Source organism: Streptomyces tyrfis (assembly GCF_037034285.1).
In the GTDB taxonomy this organism is placed as follows: Bacteria; Actinomycetota; Actinomycetes; order Streptomycetales; family Streptomycetaceae; genus Streptomyces.
The window spans coordinates 23,755-40,574 of record NZ_JBAGJZ010000053.1 but is presented as its reverse complement, the minus strand read 5'-3'; the positions used below and the strand labels follow the sequence as shown (position 1 = coordinate 40,574).

15 protein-coding genes are annotated in these 16,820 nt (G+C 73.1%); 7 read left to right on the top strand and 8 right to left on the bottom strand.

Annotated elements, in window-relative coordinates; genetic code table 11:
- Positions 1-53 precede the first annotated feature (53 nt).
- The 6 genes from WA762_RS30110 to WA762_RS30085 all read left to right on the top strand — a co-directional run bounded on the left by WA762_RS30110 (position 54) and on the right by WA762_RS30085 (position 5,789).
- Positions 54-326, top strand: coding sequence for a hypothetical protein (locus WA762_RS30110; RefSeq protein ID WP_335939870.1), 273 nt, complete (start codon positions 54-56; stop codon positions 324-326).
- 129 nt (positions 327-455) lie between these two features.
- The gene (locus WA762_RS30105) at positions 456-800 is read left to right on the top strand and encodes a hypothetical protein (RefSeq protein ID WP_335939868.1); all 345 of its coding nucleotides are present in this window, start codon (positions 456-458) and stop codon (positions 798-800) included.
- Positions 801-1,456: 656 nt separating this feature from the next.
- Positions 1,457-2,173: a LysR substrate-binding domain-containing protein gene (locus WA762_RS30100; RefSeq protein ID WP_335939866.1), complete on the top strand. Its 717-nt coding sequence runs from the start codon at positions 1,457-1,459 to the stop codon at positions 2,171-2,173.
- A 68-nt stretch (positions 2,174-2,241) separates the two neighbouring features.
- On the top strand, positions 2,242-3,456 hold the full coding sequence (locus WA762_RS30095; RefSeq protein WP_335939865.1) for an MFS transporter: 1,215 nt from the start codon (positions 2,242-2,244) through the stop codon (positions 3,454-3,456).
- Between the two features lie 504 nt (positions 3,457-3,960).
- Positions 3,961-4,473, top strand: coding sequence for a SigE family RNA polymerase sigma factor (locus WA762_RS30090; RefSeq protein WP_335939864.1), 513 nt, complete (start codon positions 3,961-3,963; stop codon positions 4,471-4,473).
- Positions 4,474-4,514: 41 nt separating this feature from the next.
- Complete coding sequence (locus WA762_RS30085) at positions 4,515-5,789, top strand: hypothetical protein (RefSeq protein ID WP_335939862.1); 1,275 nt, start codon at positions 4,515-4,517, stop codon at positions 5,787-5,789.
- Between the two features lie 100 nt (positions 5,790-5,889).
- Here WA762_RS30085 and WA762_RS30080 read toward each other — a convergent pair whose 3' ends face one another.
- From WA762_RS30080 to WA762_RS30070, 3 genes are all read right to left on the bottom strand, one after another.
- The gene (locus tag WA762_RS30080; protein ID WP_335939860.1) at positions 5,890-6,633 is read right to left on the bottom strand and encodes a class I SAM-dependent methyltransferase; all 744 of its coding nucleotides are present in this window, start codon (positions 6,631-6,633) and stop codon (positions 5,890-5,892) included.
- Positions 6,634-6,727: 94 nt separating this feature from the next.
- A complete protein-coding gene (locus WA762_RS30075; RefSeq protein ID WP_335939859.1) occupies positions 6,728-7,057 on the bottom strand; it encodes a hypothetical protein in 330 nt (109 codons plus the stop codon).
- 90 nt (positions 7,058-7,147) lie between these two features.
- On the bottom strand, positions 7,148-7,519 hold the full coding sequence (locus WA762_RS30070; protein WP_335939858.1) for a winged helix-turn-helix transcriptional regulator: 372 nt from the start codon (positions 7,517-7,519) through the stop codon (positions 7,148-7,150).
- An 84-nt stretch (positions 7,520-7,603) separates the two neighbouring features.
- Here WA762_RS30070 and WA762_RS30065 point away from each other — a divergent pair, with 84 nt between their 5' ends.
- The gene (locus tag WA762_RS30065; protein WP_335939856.1) at positions 7,604-8,512 is read left to right on the top strand and encodes an NAD(P)-dependent oxidoreductase; all 909 of its coding nucleotides are present in this window, start codon (positions 7,604-7,606) and stop codon (positions 8,510-8,512) included.
- A 284-nt stretch (positions 8,513-8,796) separates the two neighbouring features.
- On the opposite strand, the gene WA762_RS30060 is transcribed toward WA762_RS30065, so the two are convergent.
- The 5 genes from WA762_RS30060 to WA762_RS30040 all read right to left on the bottom strand — a co-directional run bounded on the left by WA762_RS30060 (position 8,797) and on the right by WA762_RS30040 (position 16,763).
- Entirely contained in the window at positions 8,797-9,864 is a 1,068-nt protein-coding gene (locus WA762_RS30060; RefSeq protein WP_335939855.1) for a class I SAM-dependent methyltransferase, read from the bottom strand.
- A gap of 100 nt (positions 9,865-9,964) precedes the next feature.
- A complete protein-coding gene (locus WA762_RS30055) occupies positions 9,965-11,161 on the bottom strand; it encodes a glycosyltransferase (RefSeq protein ID WP_335939853.1) in 1,197 nt (398 codons plus the stop codon).
- Positions 11,158-11,985, bottom strand: a complete 828-nt coding sequence (locus WA762_RS30050; protein WP_335939851.1) for an alpha/beta fold hydrolase — start codon at positions 11,983-11,985, stop codon at positions 11,158-11,160. The genes WA762_RS30055 and WA762_RS30050 overlap by 4 nt, the downstream gene beginning before the upstream one ends.
- Positions 11,986-11,988: 3 nt before the next feature.
- Positions 11,989-12,315 carry an acyl carrier protein gene (locus WA762_RS30045; RefSeq protein WP_335939849.1) on the bottom strand — a complete coding sequence of 109 codons (327 nt, stop codon included), beginning with the start codon at positions 12,313-12,315 and terminating at the stop codon, positions 11,989-11,991.
- Positions 12,312-16,763, bottom strand: coding sequence for a beta-ketoacyl synthase N-terminal-like domain-containing protein (locus tag WA762_RS30040; protein ID WP_443080718.1), 4,452 nt, complete (start codon positions 16,761-16,763; stop codon positions 12,312-12,314). Before WA762_RS30040 ends, WA762_RS30045 begins: the two co-directional genes overlap by 4 nt.
- Positions 16,764-16,820: the final 57 nt, after the last annotated feature.

Below are 16,820 nucleotides of genomic sequence, written 5' to 3'. Positions count from 1 at the left end.
ACCCGGCCACGCGGACCAACGCCCCGGGACAACTCGGCCCGAGCGGAACGCGGGTGGCCCTGACTGTTCGGCAGCAGTCGAACCGCGATGCACCGCACCGCATCGCCCACCACGAGAGCATCCGGCACCTGCCGCTCGAAGCCCGCCGGGATGACATCCGGACCGTCCTCGGCTTCATGGCGCCGGCCGCCGCGGCCTGGGTCTCCGACACCGCCCGCATCGACGACGTCCTCCCCCGCCGCCCACAGGGCGCTGCCCAGGGCAGCGGCCCCAGCCGAGAAGAACGCGGGAGCCTGGTCGCCGAGCGGCTTCCCGCAGTCTGGTGAGTGCCAAGGCCCGTGTCACAGGACGACCAGGATGGCGCAAGTGGTGCTGGTACTGAAGACCGCGTCACAGGACCCTGGGAGTGCTCCATACCGGATACCGGAACCGTCCAAGACGAGGGGAACGAAAGTATGCGCAAGATCGCGGTAGCCGCTACAGCTCTGTCACTCGCCGTAGGAACGGGGCTTGCCGTAGCACCCAGCGCCACGGCGGCGACGCCCTGCCCGAGCGGAGCATTCTGCATCCGCGAGACGAACGGCAGCATCCTGAACCAGAACATCTTCTACAGCTACGGCTACCACAACCTGTCGAACGTCACCGGACAGCGTGTGGTCGTCAACAACCAGACCGGCGGTGCCGGCTTCCAGGAATGCCGGGGGTACAACGGCACGAACTGCTCGGCTGTGTACCGCAACACGGGTGAGTACGCAGCGATCGACTACACGCCGTACAACTCCGTCGTTCTCGTGAAGTAGCCGGCATCGAGGGGGTGGCCGTCGCTGCCGGTGCGGGATCGGTGGTAGTCGTACCAGTCCAGCCCGTCGGGAAAGGCTGTCTGTCGTCGTGTGTCCGAGGTGAGTCCGGGCGGAAGTCGTCGTCCAGCCGGTGGCAACACGCCTCGCACAGTCCGGCCGGCCGCTGCCGCCGCGGTCCTCGCCGGGGAGAGTCCGGCGGGCCGCGTCGGCGGCGGCCGTGACCGCGACCGCGCGTACGTGCCGCTGGGAAGTCGATCAGTTACGCCGCCTCACCCGCGCGTCGGGGACGGTCGGGAGAACCGGCCCGGGCGGTGCGCTCGGTGCGAACGCACCGAAGCGCGGCGGGCCGGTCGCCGAAGCCTGTCGGCGGCGCTGGGCGGAGGCGTGCTCGATCGGGGCCTGCTCGGTCGGGGCCTGCGCATCGTCCGGGACGACGGTTTCGTGGGGCGCCTTCGGAAATCGAGTCCCGCCCGGTCCTCCCGGGGCACCGTTCTGGGGCCGTGGAGGACTTCGAGTTCGAGTGCTGGAGCCGCTGGGAGACCAGCTTCGTGCCGGACCGTCCTGCCGGACCGTAGGCAGAGGTCGAGCGCGCCGGTGTCCGAGTGGGTCCATAGGGTGCGGGAGCGAAGGCCCGTGCGGTGGAAGGCGCGGAGCGTGTGGCGCAGCAGCATCGCGGCGGTCTGCCGTTCCACCGCCTCCGCGATGGCGGGGCCCCCCGGGACGGCACCGCGGCCTCCTGGTGCGCGGCGAGCGCGCGGCGGTGGGCGCCGGATCGCCGTCGTCCGGTCGTGCTCCGGGTGCCCCGGATGCTCGCGGTCCCGGCCAATCACGCGCTCGCCAAGCGGCAGTCGGTGTCCCTGGAGGACCTGGCACGGGACCGGGTGTTCGCGTGCTCCGGCGATGTGCCGGACTACTGGCAGGAGCACCTGGCGCCGGCGTACACCCCGAGCGGGCAGCCGGTGCGGCGGGGCAGGTCGGCGGCGACCATGCAGGAGACCCTCGCCATGGTCGGCGCCGGGCAGGGGATCTCCCCCGTCGGCGCCGATGTCGCGGCGCACTACACACCGAGAGGTGTGGTGTACGTGCCGTTCAGCGATGCGGAGCCGGTGGAGTACGGGCTGGTGTGGCGTACGGCGGGCGAGACGGCGCGGGTGCGGGCCTTCGTCGAGACCGCCGCAGCACTGGGGACCGCCGGGCCCAAGGCCGACAGGTCGAAGGCCGCCGGACCGGAGACCGAGGGGCGGAAGGCCGACGGCCTGGAGACCGCCGACCAGGAGCCCCACGTGCCGAACACCCCGACCCCGACCCCGGCTCCAGCTCCGGCCCTCGCACCCGCACCCGCACCCGCACCCGCACCCGCACCCAATCGGTAAGCCGGGTTTACCGGTCGTTGCGCAGACAGGCGCTGTTCCCGGCAGGAAGCGGCGCGAGCCTGAATGGCGTGACAAACGATCTCGCAGCAACCCCGCTCCGTACGCGAGCGCCCGGCACCCGTCCTCGAACGGCGGGCACCGCCTCCCTGTCGGCCCTCGCACTCGGAGCTTTCGCCGTCGGCACCACGGAGGTGGTCATCGCCGGTCTGCTCCCCGAGGTGGCCACGGACTTCGGCGTCTCGCTGCCCACGGCGGGCCTGCTCGTTTCGGGCTACGCCGTGGGCATGGTGGTGGGCGCGCCCCTGCTCACGGTCCTCGGCGCGAGACTCCCCCGCAAGCACCTGCTTCTCTGGCTGGTCGGCCTCTTCACGGCGGCCGGTCTGCTCAGCGCGCTGGCCCCCGGATATGGAGTACTGCTCGTCGGGCGGGTGTTGTCGGCCTTCGCCGGAGGCGCCTATGTGGGGACGGCCGCGGTCGTGGCGGCGGGCCTCGTCGCGCCGGAGCGCAAGGCGAGTGCCATCGCCACGGTCTTCATGGGGCTGGGCCTCGCCAATGTGCTCGGCGTTCCCGGCGGCACCGCGCTGGGGCAGGCGCTCGGCTGGCGGGCCGCGTTCTGGGGGGTGACCGCCATCGGCGCAGTGCTGCTGGCCGCGATCGCGGCGCTGGTCCCGCCGATGCCCCGAGAACGAGGCATCGGCTTCCGCCAGGAGCAGGCGGTCTTCCGGCGCGGCCGGGTCTGGCTCGCCCTGGCGGCGACCGCCTTCGGCTGGGCGCCCTATCTCACCGTCCTCACGTACATCACCCCCCTGCTCACCGAGGTCACCGGTTTCGACGCCCGTACGGTCCCGCTCATGCTGGTCCTGATCGGCATCGGAATGGTCGTGGGCACCCCGCTGGCCGGGCGGCTCGCGGACCGGGCGCTGCTGCCCACGCTGTACGGGGCGCTCGCCGGGATCACGGTCGTCTCCGCGTTTCTGATCCTCGCCGTGCAGAGCAAGCCCGCCGCGATCGTCGGCTTCCTGCTCTTCGGCCTCGTGGGGGCCGCAGTGATCCCGCCCTCTCAGACGCGGGTCCTGGAGGCGGCCCGGGGCGCCGACAACCTCGCGTCGGCGGCCAATGTCTTGGCGTTCAACATCGGCAACGCGGGCGGCCCGCTGCTGGCGGGCGCGGCGCTCTCGGCGGGCCGGGGCTACACGTCGTCGCTGTGGACAGCGGCGGCCCTGGGCGCGACCGGCCTGGCCCTCGCACTCACCACGACGGCGCTGCACCGCCGCACGCGCTGACACCGCACGGACCCCGGCCCTGGAAGGCCGGCAGCCTCCGGTCGCCCGTCCACGGCGTTCCCTCCCCGGCCCCGCTCGCCCGCGCGAAACGTGGAACGACTGGGCGGTCAGGCCGTACTCATCCCCGAGGATCGGTCTGTTCGGCGCCGGCTCGTCGGAGTCGACGAGCGCCTTGACGATGCCGTGCACCGACTCCGGACCCCCGCGCACCGCCCTGCCCGCGAGGTCGGCCTTCGGGTTGGAGAACCAGGCGTTGCCGCCGGCCGCCTTCGCGTCGCCGGCCGCTCCCCGCATCTCCGTACTCAGCGTGTCGGCGACACTTGTGCGGCCGGTCCGAGGAGCCGGCCGACAGACCGATCCGCCCCACGCCGGGGACGGTGACGCTCAGGCGGCCACCCCGGTTCGCGCAGCACCTGGGCCGAGCACGGCGACTCGGGTGAAACATCCCGCCGCCTTCACCGCATCTACATGGTGTAGGCGACGAGGCAAGGGAGTGGGCAGCGGATGAGACGGTCCCAGGAGAGCGCCTTCCGGGAGTTCGCGGCGGCCCGCATGGGGCATCTCTTCCGTTCGGCGTGCCTGTTGACCAGCGGCGACACCTATCTCGCCGAGGATCTGGTGCAGGAGACGCTGGGGCGGATGTATGTGGTGTGGGGTAGGTCGTCGAAGCTCGGCAACCCGGCGGCGTACGCGCAGACCGTGCTTGTACGGGTCTTTCTGGCGCACCATCGGCGGCGCTCGGCGGGAGAGCGGCCGAGCGACGGGATTCCCGAGGTCTCGGAGACGGCCGCGCAGGGTGATGCCTCGCTGCGGCTCACGCTCCTGGACGCGCTGCGGCAGCTGCCGGCGAAGGACCGGGCGGTGGTCGTGCTGCGGTACTGGGAGGACCGGTCCGTCACGGAGACCGCGGACATCCTCAATGTCAGCTCGGCAGCCGTACGCACCCGCAGCACCCGCGCGCTCGCCCGGCTGAGGGTGCAACTGGGCGACAGCATCGGAGAGTTCGCCGCGCACTGATCAGCCCGACTGACTATTACGAGAAACGGTGGTGGTTTGACATGTCTGGAACGCAGGAGGACCTGGACGCCTTCGAAGGCGGGCTCGGTGACGCGCTACGCCGCACCGGGGAGACCTTCACCGTGGAGGGGCGCCCACTGGTGGACAGCGGCGTCGTGCGCGGCCGGCGGGCGTTGCGGCGCAGGCGGGTCGCGGCTGTGACCGGCAGCGTCGCGGCACTCGCCGTCGTGGGGTTCGGGGCGTCGTACACCACGGGGGCGTTCGGCGGCGGCTCTCGGCACGGCGGGGCGGGCGTGGCCGCGCAGCCGACGGCGCAGGAGATCGTCCCTTCGACGAAGTCGTCGCCCGGCAAGGGGCCGCAGCTCTCGGCGCAGCAGGTGATCGAGACGCTGGAGGGGCTGCTGCCGGAGGGGCAGGTCAGCGGGCAGGCAGGACGCGGTACGGCCGACCGGCTCGGTCCGTCGGCGCACCTCGTCTTCGACGACGGCGAGGGCAAAGCCGCGATCGGCGTGAGCGTCGGCGCCATCGACCCGGACGGCACGGAGGCGGAACAGCAGCTCGAATGCCCCGACAAGATCTTCGTGCCCCACGACTCCTGCGCGAATGAGACGCTTGCCGACGGTTCGAGCCTGATGGTGTTGCGCGGGTACGAATACCCTGACAAGCGCGTGGACACCAAGTGGTGGCACGCCTATCTCGTGACGCCCGACGGATACACGGTCGACGCCAGCGAGTGGAACGCGCCCGCGGAGAAGGGCGCCGCCGTTTCAAGGGCCGAGCCCCCGCTCACTGTTGGGCAGTTGAAGGAACTCGTCATCTCCGACGAGTGGCGGCCCGTGATGAACGCCCTGGAAAAGGCGGCCCCGCAACCGGCACGGCAGCCGTCGGCGCAGGGGCGGGACGGCCGGACGATCCTGAGGAGGCTCAAGTCGCTGCTGCCCGTGTCCGCGAAGGTGGTCTCCGAGAGCGGTGGCGACGGGTATGCGTACGTCGTCGTGAACGACGGCAAGGGCGCGAGCCTGGTGCAGATCAACGTGCAGCCGAACATGTCGGACGTGGAGGGGGAGCTGTTCGGGGCCGGGGCGGAGGTGCTGCCGGACGGGACGAAGGTCGTCACGCGTCAGGGCCCGGGCGAGAAGGGCGGCGCGGGCGTGGTGATGTGGACCGCCGACACCCTCCGTCCGGACGGTCTCCGGGTCGTGGTGTCCGCGTTCAACTCCGGGTCTCAGAACGCGAAGGCCACACGGCCGACACCGGCGCTGACCATGCGGCAGCTGAAGTCGATCGCCACGAGCGGGAAGTGGGCCGGAAAGTAGGGGGCCACCGGCAGCGCGCCTGCCCCTCGGGGTGGTTCGGCAGGCGGATCACCCTTACGGGGGCTCCGCGCCCTGCTTCGTCGCCACCGGCGGGCGGACGTCACAACGAGGGCACACCCTTGACCGCCTCGATGATCGCGGCGTGCGGCACGTCCAGGTACGGCTGGAAGAAAGCGACGTCGTCCGCCACCTCGTCGGACAGCTGGTGCGCAGGCCACGCGATGCCGGTGAATCCGGCCTCGGCAAGGGCCCTCTCCAGGGTCGGCGCACTCCAGTAGCGGGCGGTGACGTGTGTGTCGTGCTCGTTGAAGCGCAGATTGAGGGCGACCGGGGCGCCGTCCTCACGGGGGCCTTTCTCCGACAGGCGGAAGCCGTACGGCGCGTAGTAGTCCGGGTCGGGGTGGAAGGCCGGGTGCAGCGGCAGCGTCAGGAAGCGCCCGCCGGGACGCAGGGCGCCGCCGGCCACGCGGCACAGCGCGACGAGCTCGTCGTAGTCGGTGGCGTACGGCAGCACGTACACCGCCACGACCAGATCGAACGTACCCCTGAGCGCCTCGGGCAGCGCTCCCGCGACGTAGTCGATCCCGCGTCGCTCCCGCTCTTCGCGGCGGGCCGCATAGGCGATCATTCCGACGGACTCGTCGAGCCCGGTGACCGACGCCGTCGGACGCTCGGCCAGCCAACGGCTGTAGACACCACTGCCGCACCCGAGATCCAGCACGCGCGCTTCCGCAGCCGGGCCGACCAGGGACCGGACACTCGGGAACTCCAGGTGCTGACGGAACGGCAGACCAGAGAACTCCTCATATATATGGGCCAGAGCATCGAACTGACTAAATACCATGACAACCTCCCATATTTTATGTTGATCTCCCCAATGTCCGGTAGCTGAAACCCGATACCGGAACCTCGTAGATCAGAGGAGCGGGTCCTGCTTGTCAGGGCGCGCGCCGGTGCCGGCTCCGCTCGGGCGGCGAGGCGCTCGGCCCATTCGCCGGCCGTCGGCAGGCAGCCGCCAGGAGCACGGTGGGGGTCGCGGGGGCGTCGGGGACGACATCCAGGCAGCCGGTGTCCGCATCGAACGCCACGCCCTGGACGCGACCGGCGAGTTCCGGCGCGGTCGCGGCGAGGCTGTCGCCCCAGCAGGCGAGGGCGCGGGCGGCGTTGCGCCGGTACTCCGGGAGGGCTTGCTGGGCGGTGTGGAGGGAGCCGTAGGCGAGCACGGACGCGGTGCCCGCGGGGTCGGCTTGCCGGTCGGCCGGGTTCATGACGCGCAGGCAGTCGGCATGGACCCGGCCGCGAGTTCGCGTTCAGCTCTCAGGAGCGGCACGCGCTCACGGGGTCGGTGGCCGGGATGCTCACCCGTGCGAGGTCCCGGCTGCGTCGACCGCTTCGGATCCTTCGCGACGCATCCGCTCGGCCCCCCAGGCGCCGAGCGGCCCGAGCGCCTGATTGAGCGTGCGCCCGTGCTCGGTCAGGGAGTACTCCACCCGCGGCGGCACCTCGGCATAGACCTCCCGGTGCACGAGACCGTCCTCCTCCATCTCGCGCAAGTGCTGCGTCAGCATCTTCTCGCTCACTCCCGGCAGGCCGCGACGGAGCTCGGCGAAGCGGCGTACGCGATGGGTGTCGAGTTCCCAGAGGATCAGCCCCTTCCACTTGCCGCTGACCACGTCGAGCGCAGCGTCGATGCCGCAGATGTAAGGCCCGCGTCTCGGCGCCTTGGCCATCGCTGATCCTCCTTACGAAAAGGTGAGTACCGCAGAAAATAGTAGGTACTTCCGAGAGTGGTGACGCTCTTTGAGCATGGAGGGGTGAACGAACAACAGAACCGCACCACCAAGCGAGACAGCGCCGTCACCGTGATCGGGCTCGGCCCGATGGGCCAGGCGATGGCCCGCACCCTCCTCACCGCCGGCCACCGGGTCACCGTCTGGAACCGCACCGCCGGTCGGGCCGACGGCGTCGTCGCCGACGGGGCGGCGCTCGCGGCGACGCCCGGCGAAGCGGTCGAAGCGAGTGACCTTGTGATCCTCAGCCTCACCGACTACCAGGCGATGTACGACGTCCTCGGCAGCGCCACCGGATCGCTCGCCGGCCGGACGCTGGTCAACCTCAGCTCCGACACCCCCGACCGCTCACGCGAGGCGGCGGCCTGGGCGGCGGGCCACGACGCCGCCTTCCTCACCGGAGGCGTCATGGTTCCCGCGCCGATGGTCGGCACGGAGGCGGCCCATGTCTACTACAGCGGCGACGACCGCGTGCTGGAGCGCCATTCGGCGGCGTTGGCACTGCTGGGAACGCCGAAGCATCTGGGCGAGGACCCGGGCCTCGCCCAGATGATGTACCAAGCCCAGCTCACGGTGTTCCTCACCGCGTTGTCCGGACTGATGCACGCCACCGCGATGCTGGGCACCGCGGGAATGAAGGCCGAAGAAGCGCTGCCGGAGCTGCTCTCCCTCGCCGACTCGATCGGCGACATCCTGAGGGCCGGCGAAGAGAACCCCGGCATCGCGCTCGATGCCGGAGAACATCCCGGCGACCTCAGCACGGTCACCATGATGGGCGCGACGTCCGACCACATCGTCGAGACCAGCACGTCACTCGGCCTCGACCTCGCGCTCCCCCTGGCCGTGCAGGCCCACTACCGGCGCGCGATCGAGAACGGGCACGGCAGCGAGAACTGGACCCGCATCATCGACGGCATCCGAGAACCGCGCTGACCGGACGCGGGACCGGTGTACACCCGCCCGGCCGCGACTCCGCCGAGCCCCACCGCCTGCTCGCGCCCCTCGGCGGACCGGGCCCGCCGGACGTCCGTCACGCGTGCCCGTGACGGCGGCCGGGGCCCGGGCCTGCCGTGCGAGGCGTGCGGGAGGGCCGTCGCGGCCGGGCGTGCGGATTCCCGGCGCCGCGGGGCGCCGTGCCGGCAGCGGGCGTACCGGCGACGGATCGCAGCCCGGCGCGCCTGAGCGGCCGGGAGCGGGGCGGCGCCTCGCCCCGCCCGTCAGTCGCGCCGGGCCACGATCCGGTACGCGTTCGAGATCCGGAGCCGGGAGGACAGCGGCCGCACCGCGAACCGGTCGAGCAGGGTGCCCGCCACCAGCGCCGGAACCCCGGCGAGCAGCAGCGCCCCGCGCAGCGTGCGGCGCAGCCCGCTCGGTGGCTCGGGCAGCCACGGCGCGTCCTCGCGCGGCGCCGCGTGGTTCAGGGACAGCCATACGGCGGCCAGCAGGTCGACCGGATCATGCGGCTCGGCGTGCTGCTCGGCGACCACCGTGAAGCCCATCTCCGTGAGCCGCTCCCGCAGATTGGCCACCGGGACGAAGTGCAGGTGCTGCGGCTGGAGCCAGGGCAGCCACCAGCGGCCCAGGAGCCTCGCACAACGGCTCTCGGGGTCCGGCACCTCGATGAGGAGATGCCCGCCGGGCCGTACCGTCTCCCAGGCCGCGCGCAGTTCGCGTTCGGGCTCGGTACTGTGCTCCAGGTAGTGAAACATGCTCACCACGTCGTAGTCGCCGTGCAGTTCGGGTGCGAGGTCGGGGAAGCTGCCCCGGTGGCCGCGGTCCACCCGGCCCTCCCGCTCGGCCAGTTCGACGCCGTCGGTGAAGTCGAGTCCGTCGAACACGGTGTGGGGCAGCACGTCCCGCGCGACCGCGCAGAAGTGACCGTGCCCGGTCCCGACGTCCAGCCACTTCTTCGGCGCGGAGTCGTACGGCAGCATCGACTCCGCCCGCCCCCGGTACATCTTCGTACGGCCCCCGAAGGTGTCACCGAGCTTCTTCTCGCCGAGCCCGTCGTAGAAGTCCCGGTAGTAGAAATCCAGTCCCCGCGCACTCAGCCGAGGGTTCTGAAAGATGTGACCGCAGTCCCCGCACCGGTCGAGAACGAAACGGCCCGGCTTGTGCTGGAGCAGGTCGGTGGTGCGCAGACGGATGGTCAGCTGCCGTGAACCACACCATGGGCAGCTTGTGCGGCGCGGCTCGAAGAAGCACTCCGGACCGGCGGCGATGTCCGCCTGGTAGGCGAGCCGCAGCCGGGCGATCCGGACAGCGGGGTCGGTTTCTTCGCTCATCTGAACTCCCTGGCTGGTCACCGTACGCAGTGGGGTTGAATCGGCTGATCGGAGTCCGTGGGAGGGACACGAGGGCGCCCGGCTCCGCCGGCACAGGTGATCACGAACGTCGTCCCCTCGTGCCCGCGGGCTTCTGGGACGTCGCGTCCAGTTCACCGAGCCGGAGCGCGGCGGCACGCGCGCCGCCCGCGGAACGGAACGCCGTGCGGATCCGGCGGGCCCCGAGGCGGTATGCGGGGTCGTCCAGGACGGAGTCGACCGCCGAGACCAGCTTCTGGACGGTGACCCGCCCGAACCGGACCCGCACCCCTGCCCCGGCGTCCACGACCTGCCCGGCGACCACCGGCTGGTCGTCCCGGATGGGAGCCACCACGAGCGGGACTCCGTGCCACAGCGCCTCGCACACACTGTTGTGGCCGGCATGGCAGACGACCGCGCCGACGCCGCGTTCCAGAAGGGCGAGTTGCGGCACGGACGGCACGACCAGCACATCCTCGTCGTCGCCCCGCGCCGGGAGCACGCCACCGGGATCGGCGATCACCGCCTGCACCCGGTCGGCCCGCTCCCGCAGCGCGCTCCGGCACACGTCGAGGAACCGGCCGCCGGCGTCCGCGTTCGCGGTGCCCAGGGTGACCAGGACGGTGGTGCGGCCGGGGTCGAGCCACTCCCACGGGAAGCCGGCGGCCGGCGGACGCGCCGTGACCGAGGGACCGACCCAGCAGACCCCGTCGTGCGCCTCGCCCGCCAGCTCCGGCGTGCTGAAGGCGAGGACGAGATGCGGTGAGAAGCGGGGGTCGGCCGTGCCCGCCGGATCCCCGACGGCCTCCCGGAGCCCGGCCAGCCGCTGCCGCACCCACTGACCGACCTTGGGAAGCCCGGCGAGGGGGTCGGTGAACTCGGCCGACGTGGTCGCCGACGTCGCCCACGGCAGGCCCAGCCGCTCCGCGACCAGCCCGCCCGCGAACGCCTGCTGGTCGGCGACGACGACGTCCGGCCGGAACGCCTCGACGGCGGCCCGGACGCCGGGGGCCATGGCCTCGGCCAGCGGCAGCAGATACCGGTCCCACAGGAACTTCAGTGCCTCCGGGCCGCGCAGCCCGGTCGGCCGCTCGCCCCGGGGCGCCCCGGCGCACCCCATGACGGGCCCGGCCCCGGGGCCCGCCAGCCGGCCGACCAGCGGCGGGTCGGGACACACCCACGCCACCTCGTGTCCCGAGGCGACGAGTTCGGCGGCGACGCCGACGGTGGGGTTGATGTGCCCGACCAGCGGCGGGACGACGAAGAGGAAGCGGCTCACCCGGCCACCTCCGCCGCCACCCGCCCGGTGGGGCGGCCGGTCTCCTCGACGAGTGCCAGGACGTGCCCGCCGACCGTCCCGGATGCCTCCACCAGGACCGAGTGCTCGTGCCCCGGGATCACCACGGTCCGGCAGTCCGGAAGCGCCGACGCCAGCCAGGGCGCGAGCTCGGCGAGGTCGGAGTCGCCGCCGTACAGGCCGAGCACCGGGCAGCGCACCGCCGCGATCCGGTCGGCCGTCAGGACCCCGCTGGCCGGGATGTCCCGGCCCAGGGTGGTCTCACGGGCCAGCCGGGCCGCGCCCTTGGCCAGGCGCGCGGTGTTGTGCCCGCGGTGGGCGCCGATCCAGGCGATCGCGTCGGGCTCGTTGTGGGCGAGCTGGGTCATGACGCGGTCCAGGATGCCGCCCAGCTTCTTCGCCCAGGCGGCGGTGGCCGGTTCGGACTCGATGAGACTGACGCTCGCCGCCCGCTCGGGGCGCCGGGCCGCGAAGCCGAACGCGATCGTGCCGCCGAAGGAGTTGCCGACCAGATGCACCGGACCGGTCACCGCCAGCCGGTCGAGCAGCGCCTCCAGGTCGTCGATGTTGTGCTCCACCGTGTAGCCCTCGGCGGGGCGTTCGCTGCGCCCGTGGCCGCGCAGGTCGTACATGACGACGTCGAGACCGGCGGCCGCGAACGCCGGTGCGACGGTGAAGTAGTAGCTGGCCAGGCTGTCGGTGAGCAGGCCGTGCACCAGCACCACGGTGGCGGTGGGGGGCCGGCCCGCCCGGGGACCGATCCGTTGGACGTGCAACCGGACGGCGCCGGTGTCGACCATCGCCATGGCTCAGCTCGCCTCTCCGGCCTTCAGACTGGTCACGACGTACTCGACCAGCCGCCCGACGGTCAGCTCGATGATCTCGTCGAACTCCATGCCGGCCAGGAACTCCGCGAAGTTGACCCGGTCTCCGTACCGCTCCTGGAGCAGCCCGGCCAGGGTGACGAGGTCGATGCTCTCCAGCTCCAGGTCGCGGTTGAAGGTCGTCCCCATGCCGATCTCGGCGTCCTCGAGGCCGTACTCGTCCTCCAGGAGCCGCGCCAGCATGCCGGTGAGGTCGGCGAGGACGGACTCCTCGTCGGCGGTGACGGGGGTGCGGGGGGTGGGTGCTGTCATCGGACGTCGTACTCCTTGGCGGTCGGGGTTCCCGTCGTCCACGCCACCGTGTACGCGCGCTCCGGCAGCCGGGGCGGGTTGGTGGCCTGCACGCAGTGCACGGTGTAGGTGTGTTCCAGGCGGCCGGCGACGGCCAGCCGGTCGCCGGCCGGCGACGCGTCGCGCACGGCGAAGTCCCGCGGCCGGCCGCCGAGTCCGGTGCCCTCCGCCTTGGCGACGGACTCCTTGGCCGCCCAGAAACGGGTGAACCACAGGGCCTCGCTCTCGCCGGATTCGGCCGACAGGCGGTGGAGCAGCCGCAGCTCGTCCCCGTCGAGGACGGCGGCGAGGGCCTGCGGGGTGCGGTCGGCGACCTCCTCGATGTCGATGCCGGGGCCGGGGCCGGTCCGGTGCGGCCGGACGATCGCGACGGCCGCCTCCGCGCAGTGCGCCAGCGAGACGTCCAGCGCGGGCAGGTCCCGCCCGTGCACGCCGGTGACGTACGGGCGGCCCGCCTCGTCGTTGTGCACCCGCAGTTCCGCGGGGAAGATCGGGCCCTCGCCCCGGTCCCAGAGCCACTGCCGCACCGCGTCCTTGGCCGCGATGCGCCCCAGCAGCCACTGCCGACGGCCGCGCGGCGCGTGCCGTGCGTACTCCACGCGCTCCGGGCCGCCCAGGCAGTTGCGCATGATCAGCTCCCGGGACGCCAGGTCCGGCCACCTCTCGTGCACCAGCCGCCAGCCGCCCGGCCGCGCCTCGGACAGGGTGTTGCGATCCGGGAAGCGCTCGACGGGCCGGGTCCGCGGGTCGTTGTCGAAGCGGCGGTCCTGCCAGCCGTACAGCTCCGCCCACACGGTGTCCCCGGTCCTCAGCTGTACGTCGGCCTCCAGGAAGGCGTCGGTGAGCGAGGTGATCCGCACCAGGCACTCCACCTCCGTGCCGGGCGCCGGGTGCGGCCCGTAGAACCGCGTCTCGCGCATCCCGACCGGGAACACGACGCTGCGCTCGTCACGGGTCGCCATGATCCAGTAGCCGAGGATCTGGCCGACGCTGTCCAGCAGCGCGCCGGGCGCGGCCGGGGTGGTGAGACGCCCGCGCACATGGCGGTCGCCGATCGCGGTGAGTTCGCTGACGCCCTGGAACGCCGGGCCGTGGAACATCCAGCGCTCGGCGTAGAGCTGGGCGGCGGTGTGGGCGGGTGCGTGCTCGGCTCCGGGATCGGTGGTCCATGGCGCGGGGGGCGGGGCGGGGTACGCGGCGGCGAGCTCCACGGTGGCGCGGGCCCGCGGGCCGAAGGAGACGGCGAGAAGGCCCGGCTTCTTCGGCGTCACGGTCACGGGCACGTCGACGGCCGGGGTGGCGGTGAGCCACTCGTCGAACCGCGCGCCGTGCACGGCGACCGGCACCCCGCCGGGGGCCGTCTCCTGCGCGGCGTCCACGATGTGCTGCACGATGGTCGTGGCCGGGACGACCGGCCACCGGTCGGCGACTTCGGGCCAGCCGGGCCGCTGGGGGAAGAAGCAGTGGTCCAGGAGGTAGGGCATGGTGTCGGGCGAGACGCGGACGGTCGTGTGCCGCGGCCCGGGAGACCCGGCAGGCGCGGCAGGCGCGGCAGGCGCCGTCCTCGCGGACATGAGGGCGGCGGCCGTGTCCGCGGTCTCGCTCAGCAGAGCGCTCAGTTCGGCGGCCATCGGGGAGCTCTCGACGAGGGCGTCCAGCGGCGACGGACGGGCCGGGAGCGGCGCGTGCGCGGGCGTCCGCAGCTCGGCCCGGAGCCCGGTGACGCGCTCGGGCGCGAGGGACACCAGGGCGCCGCTCAAGTCCAGTTGTACGGGCGGGCGTCGAGATGCGGTCGCCGCCTCGACGGGTTGCAGGGAGGGCGTCACCGTCGAACCCGCCGTCCACAGCGCGGTGGCCACCCGGCGCAACTGGGCGAGGCCGGTGCGGTGGGGCGAGTTGGCGGCGACCGCCAGGTGGTCGTGACCGCCCAGGGTGTCGCTCACGAGCGAGCCGAGCCGGCCGGGGCCGACCTGGACGAACACCCGGTGACCGGCCGCGTGCAGAGCCTCGGTCAGCTGCCGGAACCGCACGGGTTCCAGCAGATGCCGGACGAAGAGGGCCCGGATCCCCGGCTCGTCCTCGGGGAACGGCGCGGCGGTCGTGCCCGACCAGAGCGGGGTGTGCGGCGGATGCAGCCGGAACCGGCGGGCGGCCTCCTCGATCGGTCCGAGATGGGGACGCAGCATCGGCGTGTGGAATCCCGAGCGGAACGGCAGAATCTGGCTGAGGACGCCCTCGGCGCGACGCGCCCGTACGAAGTCCTCCACCGCCGCCTGCGGACCGCACACCATCGACTGACCGGGTGCGTTGTCGTGGGAGAGGACCAGGCCCGCCCGGCTTCCGCCCTCGTCGCGCAGGGCGGCCAGGACGTGCTCGGCGGATGCGCCGATCGCGCCGAAGGCGAGACCGGGGACCGTCACCGAGTCGGGGTCGAAGGCGGCCATGAACGCGTCGACCTCGTCCCCGGAGTACAGCCCGGACGCGGCCATGGCCGTCCACTCGCCGACGCTGTGTCCGGCGACCGCGTCCGGCACGATCCCACTGCGGCGCAGCGCCGCGTCGAGGAGACGGCCGACGGCGAACACGCCGAGACCGTGCCGGCCCACGTCGCCGGTCCGGTTTCCGTCCACCGTGGGGGCGCGCAGGCCGAAATGGGCGGCCACGTCGTCGACCTGCGGGGAGAACTCGCCCTCCAGGCCGGGGAACAGGAACGCCGGTCCGCGGTGGCCGGCGCCCAGGAGGGGGCTCGGCCGGAACCAGACGTCGCCGCGTCCGTGCCAGCCTCGCTGCCGGGCGACGGCGCGGCGGGCCAGAGCGAGCCGTTTGGCCGTCGGGCCGACGATGCCGAGTCGGGCGGGGGCCGCCTCCGGGTGCGGGCGGCCGGGGTCGAGGCCGGCGGCCCGTACGGTGCGGTCGTCGGCGTCCAGCAGGGCGGCGAGGCGCGCCGGGGAGTCGGCGGCGAGCAGCAGGACACGCTCGGGCTCGGCGACCGCGAGGACCGGGCGGACCGGCGCGCTCGCTCGGGGCCCGCGGGCGCCCGGAGCCTCCTCCAGCACCACGTGCGCGTTGATCCCGCCGAAGCCGAACGCGTTGACGGCGGCCCGGCGCACGGGCCCGCGCGCGGTGGTCTCCCAGTCGGCGGCCTTCTCCAGGGTGCGGAACCGGGTGCGGGCCAGGGCGGGGTGCGGGTCCTCGCAGTGCAGCGTCGGAAGGAGCGTGCGGTGGTGGACGGCGAGCGCGGCCTTGACCAGACCCGCGACCCCGGCGGCCGGCATGGCGTGCCCGATCATCGACTTGACCGATCCCAGCACGGCGTCGCCGTCTCCAGGGCCGAACACCTCGGCGATCGTGGCCAGTTCGGCGCCGTCGCCTGCCGGGGTCGCGGTGCCGTGCGCCTCCAGCAGGCCGACCGAGGCCGGTTCGGCGGGGTCGAGTCCGGCCGCCCGCCACGCCTGCCGCACCGCCTGCGCCTGACCACCGGGGTCGGGGTTCATGAGCCCGGCCGCCCGTCCGTCGCTCGCCACGCCGGTGCCCCGGACCACGGCGTAGATCCGGTCTCCGGCTCGCTCGGCGTCGGCCAGTCGCTTGAGGACGACGACGCCCGTCCCCTCACCGATCAGGATGCCGTCGGCGTCCCGGTGGAAGGGCCGGATGCGCTGGCTGGGCGAGAGTGCGCGCAGCTGGGAGAAGACGCTCCACAGCGTGATGTCGTGGCAGTGGTGGACGCCGCCGGCGAGCATCACGTCGCACCGCCCGGAGGCGAGTTCGCCCACCGCCTGGTCCACGGCGACCAGTGAGGAGGCGCAGGCGGCGTCCACCGTGTACGCGGGCCCGCGCAGATCGAGCCGGTTGGCGACCCGTGAGGCGGCGAGATTGGGCACCAGGCCGATCGCGGACTCGGGGCTGTCGGGGCCGAGACGCTCGGTGAACGCCGCGCGCACCCTTCCGAGTTGGTCTCCCGTCAGGTCGGGGAGCAGCTCGGCCAGTGTGCGGACCAGCTGGCCGGCCGTGCGGACCCGCTGGTCGAGCCGGGCCAGGCCGGGCGTGAGATAGCCGCCCCTGCCCAGGACGACGCCGACCCGCCCCCGGTCGGGGAGGCGAGCCGCACCACCCGCGTCGTCGAGGGCGGCCGACGCCACGTGCAGGGCGATGAGCTGGTCGGGCTCGGTACCGGCCACCGAGCCCGGCATGATCCCGAACCGGGTGACCTCCACCCGCGCGAGCCCGTCCACGAACCCGCCGCGGCGGGCGTAGACCTGGTTCGCGACGGCCGGGCCGGAGGCGGTGCCCGGGTGGTAGTACTCGGTGTCCCAGCGCCCTTCCGGCGCCTCGCCGATCGCGTCCACGCCGTCGCGCAGGTTGCGCCAGTAGGCGTCCAGGTCCGCGGCGCCCGGCAGCAGCACCGCCATCCCGACGATGGCCACCGGCACCTGTCGTGCGGCCGTGGTCCGCGTGCCGGGGCCGTG

Bases quoted from the DNA above. Each gene is read 5' to 3' on its own strand.
- WA762_RS30080 (WP_335939860.1), bottom strand. From the start codon at position 6,633: ATGGTATTTAGTCAGTTCGATGCTCTGGCCCATATATATGAGGAGTTC.
- WA762_RS30050 (WP_335939851.1), bottom strand. From the start codon at position 11,985: ATGGCGATGGTCGACACCGGCGCCGTCCGGTTGCACGTCCAACGGATC.
- WA762_RS30045 (WP_335939849.1), bottom strand. From the start codon at position 12,315: ATGACAGCACCCACCCCCCGCACCCCCGTCACCGCCGACGAGGAGTCC.
- WA762_RS30075 (WP_335939859.1), bottom strand. From the start codon at position 7,057: ATGAACCCGGCCGACCGGCAAGCCGACCCCGCGGGCACCGCGTCCGTG.
- WA762_RS30060 (WP_335939855.1), bottom strand. From the start codon at position 9,864: ATGAGCGAAGAAACCGACCCCGCTGTCCGGATCGCCCGGCTGCGGCTC.
- WA762_RS30040 (WP_443080718.1), bottom strand. From the start codon at position 16,763: ATGGCGGTGCTGCTGCCGGGCGCCGCGGACCTGGACGCCTACTGGCGC.
- WA762_RS30090 (WP_335939864.1), top strand. From the start codon at position 3,961: ATGAGACGGTCCCAGGAGAGCGCCTTCCGGGAGTTCGCGGCGGCCCGC.
- WA762_RS30085 (WP_335939862.1), top strand. From the start codon at position 4,515: ATGTCTGGAACGCAGGAGGACCTGGACGCCTTCGAAGGCGGGCTCGGT.
- WA762_RS30070 (WP_335939858.1), bottom strand. From the start codon at position 7,519: ATGGCCAAGGCGCCGAGACGCGGGCCTTACATCTGCGGCATCGACGCT.
- WA762_RS30105 (WP_335939868.1), top strand. From the start codon at position 456: ATGCGCAAGATCGCGGTAGCCGCTACAGCTCTGTCACTCGCCGTAGGA.